The following is a 16,085-nucleotide window of genomic DNA, read 5'->3' as shown; positions in this document are numbered from 1 at the left end:
ACAAGTGGTTTGTTGGATTTGGCTATTCGTCTTTGGATGTGTTCCCGATCGATGCCATGCTGCAGATGCCCGAGTGGCCGCAGCGTTGACGACGGTCTCTGCATCCTTGCTGGCAACCCTCACCAGCATGACGTAGCGCGTTTGACGTTCGACGAGAGTTGCAATCTGGCTGTTCGCGTTACCAAACAGCAGATCGCCTTCCCAATGCCCCGGTATCGCACGGTCTTCCGCTGTCGCGGGGCGTTCACTGATCGATACGGCGTCGCAGATTCTGCCGTGATCGTCCGTCTTCATAGTGTGGTGACGTGAACGACGCATCGCTCGCGTTCGGCGCAGATGCTCCAGCAGTTCCTTCTTTAGCGCACCGCGGGCCTGTATATAAAGGCTTCGGTAGATCGTCTCGTGCGACACCTCATGGTCCTTGTTGACCGCGTATGAGTGCTTGAGCCAACCGGCAATCTGTTCTGGCGACCACTGCAACTGGAGTTTGCTCGCCACGACCCGGGCGAGCTCCCGATTCCTGACGAGCTTGCATTCCTTGGGACGAAGGGCACGATCCCAGGCAAGCGCATCGGCTCGATTCGCCCGATAGCCTCGAGATCCACCATTTCGCCCAATTTCCCTACTGATGGTGGAGGGTGCCCGTCCAAGCCGGCTGGCCACCAAGCGGATCGAGTCCCCGGCTACCAGTGAGCGCGATATCTCCTCGCGCTCGGCTAGCGTCAATGCCGGTCTGGACGACGTCGCAGTGCCGGCTGTATTCCGCCTGTCTTCGCCAGAATTCCCTGTATCGATGAGTGATTCCGATCGAACAGTTGCGCAATATGCTGAAGCGATTCGCCTTTCCGCCAGAGTTCCCACATTAACGCTTTCTGGCTCTCGCTGTAATAGATCCGGGTTCGGTACTTCATCTGCAACACTCCCGCTGCTCACGCAGCTTCCATTGTGTTGCATCGACCGGTTGAAACCGCAAAGGTCATGGACCTTCGTAGCGCCCGCGCGCTCAACACTATACTGACCGGGCTAATCTTCACGCCATCGGGTCGAAGCCACTACCGGCTTTCCGACGATGCGAAAGCGAAAGTAGGCGGGACTGCAGCGACGCACCACTGCACGGTCACTGTTTCGCCAAGTCGAAAATGCGCGTCATCGGCATCCACTTAATGCCCCCTTCTGTCCACGGGGTGGGTTGTTGGAAGGTCCACATCAGTTCCCTCCCAGCGTCTCACGACGTCATTCTCAACTGCGGCTCGCTCCATCGCGCTTGCGCTGAAAACCGCGCCGTCTGTCTCCATGACCATCGTGAGTCGCGTTCCAAGCCTGAAGATCTCCATGCCCAACACTCCGTGACTGCGGATGTGAGCCAGGACGTCCGGGCCAAACATCACGATGATGCCGCTCATATTCTTCGATGAGCTGTTGGTTGTCTACAAGATCGAGTGCAAGGCAATAACGCATAGAAGGTCCTGGTCAAAACGTTCGCCGCCCATAGCCCGCTATTTCAAGCGCCGCTGCAAGCCTATGATCGCGGGAAGATGGAAGTCATGTCCCGTTGGAGTCTACGAACGCTGCGCTTTGGTGGCGTTCACCGAAAGCGCGAGCGCACCGGTGCGCGCCGACACAAGGAGACTAAGGGCTTCGTCCAACAGGCTGCGTTCGAGGGCCGGGAAACGAAGGCCGTCGTCCTTACTTTCTTGTTCGTGTCTTCATAGCTCATCATGGCATCCCCTTCAGTCGCGCACGCAGTGATGCGGGAAAGATGCCTTCGCTGTCGCGATAGCGAAGGATGCGTCAAGAGTCTTAAACGAATGACCGCGCACCGGACGAATCCGGCGTACCACGCTTCACAGCAAGCTACCGGTAACGTCGAGCCCGACCCCGTGCGCCCTCAGGACACTTCGCAAGCGCGGCTGCATTGCACCCGGCGATTCCGATGCAGCCAGCTCGAGAAAAGGAAGTATTCGCCGCCTGACTTTTTCTTCGTGATTCACCGCAATGTCTGCAATCCGATGGCCCAGGAAAGGGTTCAGGAAGCGATCACGCACGCTGTCGATATATCGTGCCGCTTCGTCTTTAGAACCCAAGGAACGGAAGACCGGCAACACCTCGTCGTTCCATACGCCCTCAAGCTCATCGCGCAAAAGTGGGTCGTTCATTGCATCAAAAACCGTCTGCGACGGATCGCGCTTGTCTCTGAGCCAGCCCTCGGCCAGCCATGTGTGTCCGAGGTTGAGGAAGAACAGCTTCAGCCGTTCGAACCGGCGCAGGTCATCCGTCACGATGATCTGATCGTGTGTGCATAGAAGCTCCATGCCGGGTCGCCGCTCGATCGCCCACAATGCGTATGGCTCCGCGACCGCCCCGACAGGCTCGATCGCCTGAGAGACAATGCGGTCGACAAGCGAATTGACCCAGACACATTGATTCCGCAGATAGTCGACAAACGACGTCGACAGCGACCATTGGCCGGCCAGCCCCGCTACTATGTCGCGCAAGGTATCGCCGTTGTCCTGAACCAATTCGCACGGAAACACAGTCACGCCGGCCTCCGGACGTTCGCGCCAGCGTGCATGTATGAGTGCCAGCAACTTGGCCGGGAAACTATGCGGAACGCAGGCTTCGTCTTCAACGACTTCCGACGAGTCGCGTTCGTCCACGCGGTACCCGGCGTCACTCGTGTTGGACACGACGACACGGACATGGTCGACGAAAGCGCGACGAATCACTGGCCAGTCGTCGCCCGCGATCAATGCATCCTGCACCGCATGGCACTGGATCACCCGGTCCACCACAGAGCCCGCATCATAGCCCCGTATGTGGACGGGATAGCCGTGAGAATCCTTGAGCGCTGCAATCCTCGCACGGCTCGAAGCACTTTGAGTGGTTTGCACGATGGTGATGCCGCCCATTGCCGCTCCTCGCGCAAGCGCCTCAGAGACGAAGAGTGCGGCGTGCGCCAGAAGAAATCGGCTCGTTCCGAACTGCAGAATAGGTGCATTCACGGGACTTCGTCCGAGTGCGTTCGTTAGCATTCGACTAGCGCCTTTACAACCGTCTGGCCTGTTTCGAGCAAACGGGGAAATTCGGATGGAACGTCCTCGAGCTTCATTCTGTGAGTGTTCAACGCTGCATCCGGGATATGTCCGCCGCGCATCGCTTCCAGCACCGTATCGAAGTCACCCGGCGTCGCGTTGCGGCTAGCGAGCAGCGTCGCTTCACGCTTGTGAAACTCCGGGTCCGCGAAACTCACTTGTCCAGGCACGATGGAGATCAGCGTGTACTTACCGCCATGCGCAATGAACTCGAAACCGCGGTTCATCGCATTGATATTACCGGTCGCATCGAAGACGACATCGAAGAACTCGTTGTCGGTCAGCGATGCAAGCTGCGCAGCATCGTCCGGCCCGACGGCGACCGCCGCTTCTATCTCGAGATGGGTCGTGCAGAACGAAAGCCGGTCCGCGCGGGTGTCCAGGCAAACAACGCGTCCGCCTCTGAGCGACGCGAAGATCATCGCCGCCATTCCGATCGGGCCTGCCCCGACGACGAGCACCCGCTGCCCCCGCTGAACATCCGCACGCCGCACCGCGTGCGCACCGATAGCAAGAAATTCGAGCATGGCTGCCTGGTCGAGCGTTACGCCTTCTGCCTTGTGCACAAACTGCGACGGAACACTGAGATATTCGGTCATGGCACCGTCTTGATGCACACCGAGCACCTTGATGTTCACACAGCAGTTGGCCTTTCCTTGACGACACGCCACGCATTTTCCGCAAGACAGGTAAGGCATCACATAGACGCCGTCGCCTGCAACTAATCCGGACTCGCTATCTGCTTCGACAACGACGCCGGACAACTCGTGTCCCATCACACGAGGGTATTGCAGATATGGTTGAGTCCCCGTGAAGATGTGCAAATCCGTGCCGCACACTCCGACCCGGCTCACTCGAAGCAATACTTCTCCGGCACTCCGCGCGGGCACCTCCGACTGTTGCGCACGGAGTACTCCCGGTGACTCACATATCACGGTAAGCATTTCGATATCCTTTTTAATTCGCATCGTTTCGGGATGAACCGATACCATACAACCGGCAGGCGTTGCCGCCAAGAATGTCTTGATTTGCAAACTCCGCGAAGACGCGTTGACAGTCATCCTCGCAGGCTGCGAGCGCGGCGATCGCCTGTTCGACTCTTGGGCGCGAGACCCAGTCGTCGTCAGGCAAGTCTTGCAGCACCGGACGCAGACCACGCCCTTTCAGGTTCCTTGCGAACGCGGCGATGCTTTGCGCGGCAGTCGGCGACTGCAAGTCGATCCAACCGACGACAACTGCAACGGTTTCCGTTATTTCTGCAACGTCAAGGGCCCGCCAGTAATGCTGATGCGCGTCGATGCGTTGCATCACTGCACTTCTTCTGGAACTGGCGCCTTACTGGACACGAGCCCCTCGCGGTGAAGTGTCTGCCAAAACGCCGCAGGTATCGCCGTCTCCAGCCATGCGATGTTTTGCTGCAGTTGGGGCACGCTTCGAACTCCGACTGCGCACGAAACAACAGCCGGATGAGCAAATACGAATTGCAGAGCGGCGGCAGGAAGCGGGACATCGAAGCGCTGACAGACCGCCGAAAGCGCCCCCACCTTCTCCACCACATCTGCCGGCGCATCGCCGTAATTGAACTTACCGTTTCCGGCAAGCACGCCCGAATTGAAAACGCCACCAACGACAACGGCGGTTCCAGCCTGTGCACAGACATCCAATAGCGGCTCGAGCGCTGTCTGCTCGAGCAAGGTGTACCGACCGGCCAACAGAATGGCATCGAGCTCGGCCTCGTTCAGCGCATCCGCCGCCACTTCCCATTCGTTGACGCCAAGTCCGATGCCGCGCACCGCACCACTCGTTCGCAAGTGTTGCAGTGCTTTGAACCCACCACCTTCCGTCAACTGCGACCAAAACTGCCCATGTCGGTCGGCGTGAGTTGCGCGGCCAATGTCATGCACGTACAACATGTCGATCCGATGCATTCCGAGCCGTTGCAAGCTGTCCTCATAAGAGCGCATGATCCCTTCATACGAGTAATCGAACTCCGGCCGAAACGGCAGAGGTGTCGCCCAACCGTCGTCGCCGGGACTAACGCTGGGATCAGGACGCATTAAGCGCCCCACTTTCGTGCTGAGCGTAAAGGTGTTTCGGTCAGGATCGCCAAGGATCTCCCCGACACGTCGCTCGGAAAGCGTGTAGCCGTAAAACGGCGCGGTGTCGAAGTATCGAATGCCGGCGCTCCACGCGGCTTCGACTACAGCAGATGCATCGGCGCCCGACATAGGACGGTATAGTCCACCCAGCTGCGAGCAGCCCAAACCGAGGGCCGTTACTGAAAGTCGGCTGCGGGGCAATACACGTGTCTCGTGTGCTTTCATGGATACCGGTGCCTTCCTGGACTCGGGAGTTGGCAGGGCGGTGAATCGGCAACATCGATTCGCCGCCCCTTTCTTGCGACTAATAAAGGACGTTCTTGGCTTCGTTCGAGTCGAGATTTTGCTTGTCGACCATCACCACACCGGTGTCGACCTGCTTCGCGACGGGCTTGCGTTCGATGACATTGACGACCGTCTGAATGCCTTTGTAGCCCATCTGCCAGGATCCCTGTACCGCGATTGCCTGGACGGTTCCGTCGCGCACGAAGCCTTGAAGATCTTCGTTCCCGTCAAAACCCACGGCAACGAGCTTTCCTGCCTTTCCGGACTGCTTCAGTGCGCGACCAACGCCAATTGCAGTCGGTTCGTTGGCACCGAAGATTCCCTTCAAATCAGGATTAGCCGACAGCACATCGGTTGTTTGATTGAGGGCAGTCGCCATTTGCGATTGTGAGTAGAACGGACCCACGACTTGAAGTTTCGAATGATCGGCGATGTATTTCCGGAATCCCCCGACGCGGCTGACCTCCGAACCAGCACCAGGGACGTAGGACATGATCGCAATCTTTCCTGACTGCCCTACCCGATCGATGAGCGCCTTCGCACACATCTCGCCGGCCTTCTCGTTGTCAGTCGACAAGAAGGACTGGTAATACTGCTTCCCCGAGTCGGAGATGGTCGAGTCGATCAGCACCACGGGAATGTGGGCCTCCCACGCTTTCTTGATAGCGGGAACGAGGGCGTCAGGATCGGATGGGGCGAGCACGATCCCCGCGACACGCCGGTTGACCGCGTTGACGACCATGTTCACCTCGTCCGTGATGGCGGACTCCGAGGCTGGCCCTTGGAAGGTCAACGTATAGCCTTTGGCATCGGCAACAGCGGCGCTCGCCCCTTTCTGCACGTTCTGCCAGTAGTTGGAGTTCACCGTCTTGACGATCACGGCGATCTCGCCGCCTGCGGCATAAGCGCCTGTGTTAATGGTCGAAAAAAGCAATACCGACGCCGCAGCTATTGAGTATTTGTTCATGTCTCGCTCCTGTCTTCTTTGATTTCAGAGGCAAACCATTAAGATTTGTGGTTGCGTAATTGATCGATCCAGACTGTTCCGAGAATCACCACGCCGATGATGATCTGCTGGATGAAACTCGACACCCCATTCATGTTCAGCCCGTTGCGAAGCACGCCGATAACAAAGGCACCGATGGCCGTGCCCGAGATCGTGCCGACGCCGCCCATGAGCGATGTGCCGCCGATGACTGAACTTGCGATTGCATCGAGTTCGTACATGACACCCTCGTTCGGTTGCCCGGTAACGAGCCGGGACATCAGCACGCATCCCGTCACGCCGGCCAACGCTCCCGAGAGCAAGTAGGTAAAGAGTTTGACACCTTGGACGTTGACACCGGAGAGCCGAGCGGCCTCGGCATTCGAGCCGACCGCATAGATATGGCGGCCAAGCGAAGTCTTCGAGAGCAGTACGGACACGCCCACGAAAAGCACGACCATGATGATTACGGGGTACGGAATCCCCGGAAACGTCGTGTTGGGAAATCCGTCCGCGCCAATGCGTGATATCCGAAACAGTGCGCCGTTGCCGAGTGCGCCGAACGCATCGCCGAGATCCGACACCGGGCGTGCCCCGGTGATTTGCAAAGCTACGCCGCGAGCGACCAGCATCATGCCCAGCGTCGCGATGAACGGCGGCAATCCCATGCGTGTGACGCAAATCCCGTTGACCAGGCCGCAGAGGGCGCCAATAAACACGCCACAAAGCATTGCCGCGGGCACCGGCACACCGAGCTTGACCAGCAGCGCGGCCCCAACGCCTGCGAGGGCGAGGACTGAGCCGACCGAGAGGTCAATCCCTCCGGTGATGATGACGCACGTTGCGGCGACCCCGAGATAGGCAATCGACGTCACCTGCAGGCTCACGGTCATGAGATTGTCGACCGAGAGGAAGGCTGAACTGGCCAAGGAGAAGGCGATCACCAGGAGAACCAGGCTGCCTAGGGCAGCGAACTTCTGAATGAGGTCGCGGCGGCGCTGCTGCGCGGAGCGCTTTGAAGCTTGAGTAGGATCGGAAGTCATTTCAAGCATGAGTGCGCCCCGAAGCGTAATGCATAATTTCCTCCTGACTAGTTGATTGGGTTTCAAGAACCGCTGTCACGTGTCCTTCGTGGAAAACAGCAATTCGGTCTGTCGTCCCGAGTAATTCGGGTAGCTCCGAACTGATGACGACCACGCCGATGCCTTCCGCTGCAAGCCGGTCCATGAGCCCATAAATCGCGAACTTGGCGCCGACGTCGATGCCTCGCGTCGGCTCGTCGAAGAAAAGAATGTTTGATCCGCGGTACAGCCATTTCCCGATAACCACCTTTTGCTGATTACCGCCCGACAGGTTCCGCACGATCTGGTGAATCGACGGTGTACGGATCGCGAGATCCTTCACGTACTTTTGCGCAACACGCGCTTCTTCCCCGAAGCGAAGAAAGCCGGATGAAGCTACGCCTCGAACATTCGCCAGCGTAATGTTGGACGCGATCGGCATACCCAGAGCGAGCCCTTCTTTCTTTCGGTCTTCAGAGAGATAAGCGATGCCGTGGCGAATCGCCTCGCGCGGCGAGCGGATCGATACCGGCTCACCTCTGAGTGTGATCGTCCCGCCGTCCAGCTTGTCGGCTCCGAATATTGCCCGAGCTACTTCAGTGCGGCCGGCGCCCATCAGCCCAGCGAAGCCCAGGATTTCGCCCTTGCGCAAGTCGAACGAGACCGGACCGAAAACCCCATTTCTGCGCAAATCCCGGGCGCTGAGAAGGACTTCAGTCGTCGGGACTGACTGCCGTGCCGGATATGCGTCGTCGAGCGAGCGCCCTACCATGCGCGCCACGATATCGTTGACCGACTGTGAAGCGAAGTCGTCCGTTGAAATATGACGGCCATCGCGCAAGATCGTCACTCGATCGACTATGTGCTGCATTTCATCGAGACGGTGTGAGATATAGAGAATCGCAACGCCCGCTTCACGCAGTTCCCTGATGATGCGAAAAAGATAGACGGTCTCCGACTCTGTCAGTGAGGACGTTGGTTCGTCCATGATCAGCACTCGAGCGTCGAGTGAAAGCGCCTTGGCGATCTCAACCATCTGCTGCTGTGCGATCGACAACGTGCCGACGAGGGTAGATGGAGCAACGGCAAGGCCGAGGCGCGCCAAGCATCGCTTTGCGTCCTCGTTGAGCTTGCGCTTGTCAACGAATGGACCGCGTTTCGGTTCGCGTGCGAGAAAAAGGTTCTCGGCGACGCTTAGATGCGGTACGAGGTTGAGTTCCTGATGGATGATCGCAATGCCGGCCGCTTGTGCGTCTGACGTCGAAACAAACCGGACTTCCTCGCCGCGATAGCGCATCGTGCCACTGTCCGGGCGGTATTGCCCGCTGATGATCTTCATCAACGTCGACTTCCCTGCCCCATTCTCACCGCAAACAGCGTGTACTTCCCCACAGCGGAGGTCAAGGTTTATGCCGTCTAGCGCGACGACGCCGGGGAAGCGCTTGCCGATTCCCTCGAGGCGCAGGATCTCCTGCTTCGCAAGATCTGGGGCATCTGTCGCCGAAGCCGAAGGACCGTGGGGTGTTGCCATAGCGTCTCCTATGAAGCGGCCAACCTGGCGTGTTGCTGGTCAGTCCATTTGCGACAGATTAAACAGGGGTTTCTTGTGTTGGTCAAGCCAATTTGCTTTTTTCTAACCGTCCTTACCAATAGAGAAAACCCTAATGTTGCGTGGCTTGTGCGCGCCCGCGGCGGCCCTTATGCAGTGCTACACTGGGGCGCGGCTTACTCGCTTCTTTACCTCTGCAGACCGCTTCATGAAATCAATCGAACCAAAGCGGCTTTACCAATCGGTCGCTAGCCAAATCGTCAAGCTCATCAAGGAAGGCGAGTTCCCGCCCGGAGAGCGCCTGCCCGCCGAGCGAGAGCTCGCTCTGAAACTCGGCGTTTCCCGCCCTTCGTTGCGCGAAGCGTTGATCGCGTTAGAGATCGGTGGCCAGGTCGAAATCCGTATCGGATCTGGCGTCTACGTTCGCGACGCAAATTTCGATGATGACGGCACCGCGGCGGTAGCAGCACTCGGCGACAGCCCGTCGGAACTTATGCAGGCGCGCGCCGCGATCGAAGGGAGCGTCGCAGTCCTCGCGACCGCTCGTATGACTGCAGCGATGCTGGAGCGAATTCGACGCTCCATCGACCGCATGCGCCGGCTGGCGATAGCCGGCAAGTCTCCGGTTGAGGCGGACCGTCAATTCCATATGTTGATCGCAGAAGCTTCGGGCAACTCTGTCCTCCGTCGCTTCGTCGGACAGCTTTTCGACAGCCGCCATGATCCCATCGCCGCTGCCATGCGGGACCACACGGAGAGCCCGGAGACGTGGAGCGCAGCGATACGCGAACACGAAGATATCTGGAGAGCGCTAAGAGCAGCCGATCCCATCGCTGCTCAGGCGGCGATGCGAGCTCATCTGAAGGCATCAGAAGAGAGATGGACCGACGGCACTTTGAAAGAGGCCACGGCCGTTACGACGCGTCGTGCGAAGGCAGCTTCTCCGTGACATCTCGACATGAACGACGATACAACGACGTTGTGGTAACCCGAAGATGCTAGTGGACGGACGCACAACTTTCATGACGTTGGAGGCGCTTCGGCTAACCGGTGAAACGATTCACTAAAGTTTTTCAATCAACTGACTGACGTACTTCTTGCTGGATGTGTCCCGTCGCACTTTGATCGTTTAGTGGCCGAATGACTGAACCAACGCTGTTGCCGGTGTGGGCCGGACCCTCCAATGCTGATGCAGTGACAGCCACACACCTCTAGCCCGTCCGCCCGTGGCTTCGCCGCGACCTTCGCTTCCACTGCCTGGATCTGAGCAGTGCAGCCATTCGAACGACCATGGCTTCGATCAGACCAATGACCGAAACTGGCCTCTTGCCGATGCACTCGTGTCAAGTGATGCTCGGTCTGAAGAAAGCAGCGCGAGCTTCGGCAACCGGACCCAGAACGGTCAGCCGGCACCAAGTCGTTTGGACGACGGCTTTCAGGAGACCATCGGACGTCCCGAGGACGCCGGTGCAACGCAGGACCGACATCATGGGCGGGATCGCGGCGGCGTCGAATAAGGCCATCATCGCGCACTACCCCTTCATCCGCTCCTCCAAATACCTCACCGCCCGCGCGCAGGGCGCGGGCAAGGGCCATTCCGCGCGATGAATGAGCCACACAGTCCTATATGGACACCGCCCGGTTTGCCAAGTTGATCTTGATGTGATGCCTTAACAAGGTATCGGCTGCGGTCTTATATGGACACCGCCCGGTTTGCCAAGTTGATCTTGATGTGATGCCTTAACAAGGTATCGGCTGCGGTCTTATATGCGGCCTTTTGCAAGCCGAAGCTGCGGGCCCTGATGGAATTCGCCAGGAACGTCCTCATCTCGACCACGTGCTTGAAGCACGAGACTGTGTTCAGGTTTGCGTTCCTGCGGTCCGACCTGTTTCGCCATCACATTGAAATCAACCCCAGCAAACTACCAGTTCCTCCACGCGTCAAAGTGCCGATTCTGCTATGCGGGTCTGTGGCTTACATGATGCTCTTCGTACGAGGTCCCATGCGCGAGGATCGCCCACGCAATTCGTGCCTTTTTGTTCGCCAAGGCCACCGTTGCTACATTTGCCGGACGTCTCGCCTGTATTGCCTTTTGCCATGCGGTCGGCATCTTGGTGTGACACAGAACAGAACGTGCCCCATGTATCAACAACGTCCGCAGGTATGGATCGCCTCGCCTGGAGATCGAGCCCAACCGGATCTTTCCGCCTGTACCATTCTGGCGAGGAACAAGCCCCAGAAACGCTGCGAACTCGCGCCCCGACCTGAACGTCTTCGCGTCTCCAATTGTTGCTACCAAGGCCGTTGCAGTCAAACGGCCGATGCCCGGTACTTCGGAGATCGCTCGACACGCCGCTTCGTGTTTCTGCCACGTGCCAATGCGCTTTTCGATTTGATTGATATCCTCCTCAAACAGGTTGATGCGACGCAACTGTTCGAGAAGGTTAAGAACTATTGATCGTGGCAGTGCGTCTTCGAGTTCTGCCATGCGCTCTCTGATCTCGTCGAGTCCTGCTACGCGTCCTGCCCGAAACGTAACGCCGAACTCGTACAGCAACCCACGCAGCTGATTTATCTGCATCGTTCGAAACTTGACGAGCAACGAGCGCATACGATGAAGGCTTAACATCACCTGCTGATCCTCTGTCTTGGCGGCAACCGTGCGCATGCCGGGCTGCTGCACTGCAGTCCAGATTGCCCGAGCGTCCGCCGCGTCGGTCTTGTTCGTTTGCACGAAAGGTCGAATAAATTGGGCGTGTAATAGCACCACCTCGTGTCCGAGCGCGCGAATCTTACGCGCCCACCAGTGAGCACTTCCGCAAGCTTCGAGGGCGACGCGACCGGCGGGACGCCGCGCCAGAAACGCAATTAAATCGTCACGTCCGAACTTCCGATTCGCGATCTCGCCGGTTTGGGCATCGACCCAGTACAACTGGAAGACCCGTTTTGCAATGTCGAGTCCATATGTCGTAGCATTCATCTGGGGCCTCCGTTCCTCAAGTGGTTGTGTCGCAACTCCACTTTGGCACATTGATGCCGTTCGGTCCTGGGGGCCCTCAGTCGTGCCCACTTCCACGAAGGGAGGGCGGTGTCCATTCCATCTCGACCACGGGCGAACCGCATTCCACCACTTCGATCTTGTGCTGCTGCGCGAACGCTGCCCGCGCATTGCGCGGAATGACCGTGAATCCCAGCCCGCGCGCCACGAATTCGAGGATGAGTGCGATCTGGTTGCTGAAACCGTTGCGCGGCAGGTCCGCGATGCTTGCGTTCTTCCGAAAGCGCCGGCTCAGCAAGCGATTCGCCATCGCCGCTCATCCGGATGATCGATGAAACCGAGCGTTTCGAGATGGCTCCACGCACGCACTTTTGCACCCGCTGGCACGACAAGTTCCAGGGGCTCCTGCATGAATTTGCGCGCGGTGAGACGCGTATCATCGGGCTTGAGTGTGACGATACCGAGGTCGTATCGATTGGTCAGCACCGCGTCGAGCACTTCGGGATCCGGCGCGAAACAATAACGAATCTTCCACGGCGGATGCTGCGCCTGCCAATCGAGCATTAACGGAAACAACGCCAGTCCAATGCTTTCCGGCGTGATCAACCCGATCTCTCCGGCTTCTGCAGGACCGGACACACGCGCATCGAGCCGCCGGCGTGCCTGTTCCATCGCTTCGCAATAGTCGAGCAACGCGCGCCCAGCAGGCGTCAGTTCGATGGCCCGCGGTCGGCGTATCACAAGCAGACCGAGCGCATCTTCCAGACGGTGCAAATGTTGAGAGACGGCCGCCTGCGTCAGATCGAGCCGTTCCGCCGCGCGCGTGAAGTTGCCGAGTTCGGCCAGCGCAGCGAACGTGCGCAGCCATTGCGGATTGAGCATGATGAGTTATAGCTGCACCTGGCCATTCGTCGGTCAGGACTTCGTGTAACGCCCGATCACCGCAGCGGCGAGGGTCTCTGATCGACCCTGGGCGGTTAACCACTGGATTGACATCGAAGCAAAAGCGGTCGCACATGCACGCGCGGCCGCTGCTGATACTGTCCCCATCGGTTCCGTCAACTGTGTGCGAGTCCCTCTACCAGCACCGCTCGGTAGGTTGCACCCCTAAACCGATGTTTCGCGATTGCCTGATATTCTTCGCTGTCGTACCACGCGCGCGCAGACGGCGTGTCGGGAAACTCAACAATCACTACGCCCTCGGGCGCCTCTCCCTCGAGCCGTTGTTGCGGTCCATATGCCGCAAGAATTTTGATAGGATGGCCGACGAAGGTCTTTGCGACACTTGCCTGATAGGCGTCCAGCTCGCGCTGATCTCGGGTGACCTCACGTGTAAAAACAAGGTATGTTGCCATGTCTGGCACTCCTAGTGAAATTTGTACTGGACGGCCCGTTGGTACGGTCTTGCAAATCCCGATATCACGGCGCCGCCGCAGTGTCAGCGAAATGCTTGGCGGCCCGGGTCAGGCAATCCATCCGCCGTCGACCGTCAGGCTCTCCCCGGTCGTATAGCCTGCTTCGGGGCTGGCTAGATAAGCTACGGCCGCCGCGATTTCTTCCGGTTTTCCGAAACGGCCAACGCTTGCGAGCTTCGTCATCGTTGCGTGGTCTTCCGTGCCGGGTTGCGGAGCGAGTTCTGTATCGATCGGGCCGGGTTGCACGGCATTCACGGTCACGCCGAATTTCCCGAGTTCACGCGATAACCCGCGCGTAAAGCCTCTGAGGGCGAACTTCGAGGCGATGTAGAGCGTCACGCCAGGCAAGGGCGCGGCTTCGCCGAAAGCCGAGCCCACGTTGATGATGCGTCCCCAGCCTGCCGCGACCATGCGCGCTGCCGCGTCTTTTGCCAGTTCGATCGGCGCGCGGACATTCAGGTTGAAGTGCGTGTCGTACGACGTGCCCGACGAATCGAGGAACGGCCCATATTCGACTGTGCCAGCGTTGTTGACGAGAATATCGAGCCGCCCTTCGAAGCGGCCGCCGAACGCACCATTCAGCGACCCAATGAGGCTCTTGACGCCTTCTGGCTGCGACAGATTGGCGCCGACAGCCTCAGCCTTGCCGCCGGCATCGCGGATTTCCTTGACGACGGCTTCGGCCCGCGCCGCACTCGACGCGTAGTGAATGATGACGGATGCGCCGTCGCGCGCAAGACGCGCCGCAATAGCTGCGCCGATTCCACGCGAAGCGCCCGTCACGAGGGCGAGTTTGCCTTTCAGAGCTTGGGTCATGCTTTTCCTCAACAGTAGGTTTTGAAGCGGTCCTCCGGCTTGAACAGCCGGAAGGGACTGCTGCATCGGAGCCAATGTTTCGTGCATTGGTTGATGCGTATCCTCCGCTGAGGCGGAATCGCCCGGTAGCCGCGGGCGGGGAATACCGCCTATTCCTGCTGCGAGGGGGCAAAGGTGCGCAGCGTCTAGCCGGTGAGGCCTGCGCCAGAGTTGCGCTCATTGAGAAGGTGCTCGACAAACGCGATGAAGGCACGCGCCTTCGTGGTTGCCATGCGACCGGACGGGAAAACCGCCCACAGGTCGATCGGCGGCAACGTCCAGTCAGTCAGGACGGCCTGAACCGTCCCGTTTGCGAGTTCGGGGGCGAACATCCATTCCGAAGCGACGGCAAAGCCCATGTGCCCGAGTACCGCCGTGCGCATGCCTTCAGCCGCGTTCACGCTTATCCGGCCGGACAAGGTCACGGTCGAGTCGGAGCCGTCACTGCGGCTGAACAACCACGATTCACCGCCGCCTCGCAGAGAGTAAACGACTGCCTGATGCCGGTTAAGGTCGACAGGTGTTTGAGGGACGCCGGCTTCGGCGAAATACGACGGTGTGCCGACGACGAAACGCCGCGCGCTGGAGATGCGACGCGCGGTCATGGTCGAATCGTCCAGCGTGCCCATACGCAATGCGACATCGACGCCCTCTCCAAGCAAATCGACGGACCGATCGTCAAGTACGATGTCGATGCTCAGATTGGGGTGCTGATCCAGGAAAGACTTGAGGGCTGGCAAGACATGCAGCCGGGCGAACGTAACGGCTGCGCCGATGCGCAATCGTCCCGACAAGCCTTCCGACGACTCGCGCACAGCCTGCTCGGCCTGATCGGCCTCATCGATGGCCCTCAGTGCGTGATCGTAGAAACGCTGACCGGCATCCGTCGGCGCGAGGCCACGTGTCGATCGCAGCAGCAGACGGGCGCCTAGACGTTCCTCCAGCTGTGCGACCGCCTTTGAGACGGCTGGCTGGCCGAGCTTCAAGCGGCGTGCGGCGGCAGAAAACGAACCCGCATCGACAACTGTTACGAAGGTCTCCATCGCCACCATGCGGTCCATGCGCCTTCTCCTAGCAGATCGTCAGCGAAAATGCGCAGTGTAGCGAAACCACGACCTCCCCAGACAAACCACCTGTTAGGTGGGACGCGCCGACCTCACCTAGGCGATCAGATGCTGGGGGCCGCTTTTTTTCCTGACTCCGATGACTGCCTTCGAGTAGAGTGCGGCCCCTTGGCAGCTTGCTCTCAAACGCGGCTGGGCGTCGCTGATTGGCCGGCTTGCGGCAGTCCCGCCGCAACCAGCTTGCCGAACAACGGCCATTGAGCGAGGGCGGACGGAGACTCTGTTAGCAGAACTCGGCGACGACCTCGACCGACGGCTCATGACCGGCTTGACTCGTTCGGTCCTTGTGGGGCGGATACAAGCTGCGGTCGGCACCGGGGCGCAGAACGACCCAGAGTCAGCACCGCCGTCCCTTTGCCCGCTTCTACTCTTGCATCCGCTCTTCGTCGCGGGGCCTAACTTCGCACTCTCCCCTTGCCCGGCGACGCGGAGCCCATCGTCTTAGCTCTTGACCCGCTTGGAGCGTCAGTTCAATCATCAAATCGGGTATACCCTCAAAAAACCGCCAACTAGTAAAGCAATAGCTGTCGTTTGCGACACCTTTTGCTTAACTGCACAACCTGCTTGTGGAGTTAAGCAAACGATGTCGGGCAAGGATTTGGTGGAGGCTCCAATTCTTGA

The 16,085-nt window shown here is 59.0% G+C and carries 14 protein-coding genes and 2 pseudogenes; 1 reads left to right on the top strand and 15 read right to left on the bottom strand.

All coding sequences use genetic code 11. From position 1 onward, the window contains the following. The 9 genes and pseudogenes from BG61_RS40895 to BG61_RS35765 form a co-directional block, all read right to left on the bottom strand. Positions 1 to 911: pseudogene (locus BG61_RS40895) on the bottom strand (IS30 family transposase); the annotation flags it as partial. Positions 912 to 1,117: 206 nt separating this feature from the next. Next, positions 1,118 to 1,458: pseudogene (locus tag BG61_RS35800) on the bottom strand (L-rhamnose mutarotase). Positions 1,459 to 1,844: 386 nt separating this feature from the next. Continuing rightward, positions 1,845 to 3,002, bottom strand: a complete 1,158-nt coding sequence (locus BG61_RS35795) for a mannitol dehydrogenase family protein (RefSeq protein WP_035942866.1) — start codon at positions 3,000 to 3,002, stop codon at positions 1,845 to 1,847. 23 nt (positions 3,003 to 3,025) lie between these two features. Then, a complete protein-coding gene (locus BG61_RS35790) occupies positions 3,026 to 4,036 on the bottom strand; it encodes a zinc-binding alcohol dehydrogenase family protein (RefSeq protein ID WP_035942864.1) in 1,011 nt (336 codons plus the stop codon). A gap of 13 nt (positions 4,037 to 4,049) precedes the next feature. After that, entirely contained in the window at positions 4,050 to 4,400 is a 351-nt protein-coding gene (locus tag BG61_RS35785) for a hypothetical protein (protein WP_035942862.1), read from the bottom strand. Next, positions 4,400 to 5,416, bottom strand: coding sequence for an aldo/keto reductase (locus BG61_RS35780; RefSeq protein ID WP_035942860.1), 1,017 nt, complete (start codon positions 5,414 to 5,416; stop codon positions 4,400 to 4,402). Before BG61_RS35780 ends, BG61_RS35785 begins: the two co-directional genes overlap by 1 nt. A 79-nt stretch (positions 5,417 to 5,495) precedes the next feature. Next, positions 5,496 to 6,443, bottom strand: coding sequence for an ABC transporter substrate-binding protein (locus BG61_RS35775; RefSeq protein WP_035942858.1), 948 nt, complete (start codon positions 6,441 to 6,443; stop codon positions 5,496 to 5,498). A 38-nt stretch (positions 6,444 to 6,481) separates the two neighbouring features. Next, the gene (locus BG61_RS35770) at positions 6,482 to 7,513 is read right to left on the bottom strand and encodes an ABC transporter permease (RefSeq protein WP_035942856.1); all 1,032 of its coding nucleotides are present in this window, start codon (positions 7,511 to 7,513) and stop codon (positions 6,482 to 6,484) included. Beyond that, a complete protein-coding gene (locus BG61_RS35765) occupies positions 7,506 to 9,053 on the bottom strand; it encodes a sugar ABC transporter ATP-binding protein (RefSeq protein WP_035942854.1) in 1,548 nt (515 codons plus the stop codon). The genes BG61_RS35770 and BG61_RS35765 overlap by 8 nt, the downstream gene beginning before the upstream one ends. A 226-nt stretch (positions 9,054 to 9,279) precedes the next feature. Between BG61_RS35765 and BG61_RS35760 the strand changes: the two genes are divergently transcribed. Continuing rightward, positions 9,280 to 10,020 (top strand): FadR/GntR family transcriptional regulator, encoded by a 741-nt coding sequence (locus tag BG61_RS35760; RefSeq protein WP_051673023.1) that lies wholly within the window; start codon positions 9,280 to 9,282, stop codon positions 10,018 to 10,020. Positions 10,021 to 11,029: 1,009 nt separating this feature from the next. On the opposite strand, the gene BG61_RS35755 is transcribed toward BG61_RS35760, so the two are convergent. From BG61_RS35755 to BG61_RS35735, 6 genes are all read right to left on the bottom strand, one after another. Further along, a complete protein-coding gene (locus BG61_RS35755) occupies positions 11,030 to 12,052 on the bottom strand; it encodes an IS110 family RNA-guided transposase (RefSeq protein WP_035942852.1) in 1,023 nt (340 codons plus the stop codon). A 76-nt stretch (positions 12,053 to 12,128) separates the two neighbouring features. After that, a complete protein-coding gene (locus BG61_RS44895; protein ID WP_325099862.1) occupies positions 12,129 to 12,380 on the bottom strand; it encodes a type 2 periplasmic-binding domain-containing protein in 252 nt (83 codons plus the stop codon). Next, on the bottom strand, positions 12,362 to 12,952 hold the full coding sequence (locus BG61_RS35750) for a LysR family transcriptional regulator (RefSeq protein WP_325099861.1): 591 nt from the start codon (positions 12,950 to 12,952) through the stop codon (positions 12,362 to 12,364). Before BG61_RS35750 ends, BG61_RS44895 begins: the two co-directional genes overlap by 19 nt. A gap of 176 nt (positions 12,953 to 13,128) precedes the next feature. Next, positions 13,129 to 13,425 (bottom strand): DUF1330 domain-containing protein, encoded by a 297-nt coding sequence (locus BG61_RS35745; protein ID WP_035942851.1) that lies wholly within the window; start codon positions 13,423 to 13,425, stop codon positions 13,129 to 13,131. Between the two features lie 108 nt (positions 13,426 to 13,533). Next, positions 13,534 to 14,301 carry an SDR family NAD(P)-dependent oxidoreductase gene (locus BG61_RS35740; protein WP_035942848.1) on the bottom strand — a complete coding sequence of 256 codons (768 nt, stop codon included), beginning with the start codon at positions 14,299 to 14,301 and terminating at the stop codon, positions 13,534 to 13,536. A 185-nt stretch (positions 14,302 to 14,486) separates the two neighbouring features. Next, positions 14,487 to 15,401, bottom strand: coding sequence for a LysR family transcriptional regulator (locus BG61_RS35735; RefSeq protein WP_035942847.1), 915 nt, complete (start codon positions 15,399 to 15,401; stop codon positions 14,487 to 14,489). Between the last annotated feature and the right edge of the window lie 684 nt (positions 15,402 to 16,085).

The organism is Caballeronia glathei (assembly GCF_000698595.1).
Classification (GTDB): Bacteria; Pseudomonadota; Gammaproteobacteria; order Burkholderiales; family Burkholderiaceae; genus Caballeronia; species Caballeronia glathei.
Note: the sequence above shows the minus strand (reverse complement) of the source record. Positions and strands in the feature narration are given on the sequence as shown.

Bases quoted from the DNA above. Each gene is read 5' to 3' on its own strand.
- BG61_RS35770 (WP_035942856.1), bottom strand. From the start codon at position 7,513: ATGCTTGAAATGACTTCCGATCCTACTCAAGCTTCAAAGCGCTCCGCG.
- BG61_RS35760 (WP_051673023.1), top strand. From the start codon at position 9,280: ATGAAATCAATCGAACCAAAGCGGCTTTACCAATCGGTCGCTAGCCAA.
- BG61_RS35740 (WP_035942848.1), bottom strand. From the start codon at position 14,301: ATGACCCAAGCTCTGAAAGGCAAACTCGCCCTCGTGACGGGCGCTTCG.
- BG61_RS35785 (WP_035942862.1), bottom strand. From the start codon at position 4,400: ATGCAACGCATCGACGCGCATCAGCATTACTGGCGGGCCCTTGACGTT.
- BG61_RS35735 (WP_035942847.1), bottom strand. From the start codon at position 15,401: ATGGACCGCATGGTGGCGATGGAGACCTTCGTAACAGTTGTCGATGCG.
- BG61_RS35755 (WP_035942852.1), bottom strand. From the start codon at position 12,052: ATGAATGCTACGACATATGGACTCGACATTGCAAAACGGGTCTTCCAG.
- BG61_RS35775 (WP_035942858.1), bottom strand. From the start codon at position 6,443: ATGAACAAATACTCAATAGCTGCGGCGTCGGTATTGCTTTTTTCGACC.
- BG61_RS35765 (WP_035942854.1), bottom strand. From the start codon at position 9,053: ATGGCAACACCCCACGGTCCTTCGGCTTCGGCGACAGATGCCCCAGAT.
- BG61_RS35745 (WP_035942851.1), bottom strand. From the start codon at position 13,425: ATGGCAACATACCTTGTTTTTACACGTGAGGTCACCCGAGATCAGCGC.
- BG61_RS44895 (WP_325099862.1), bottom strand. From the start codon at position 12,380: ATGGCGAATCGCTTGCTGAGCCGGCGCTTTCGGAAGAACGCAAGCATC.
- BG61_RS35780 (WP_035942860.1), bottom strand. From the start codon at position 5,416: ATGAAAGCACACGAGACACGTGTATTGCCCCGCAGCCGACTTTCAGTA.
- BG61_RS35750 (WP_325099861.1), bottom strand. From the start codon at position 12,952: ATGCTCAATCCGCAATGGCTGCGCACGTTCGCTGCGCTGGCCGAACTC.
- BG61_RS35790 (WP_035942864.1), bottom strand. From the start codon at position 4,036: ATGCTTACCGTGATATGTGAGTCACCGGGAGTACTCCGTGCGCAACAG.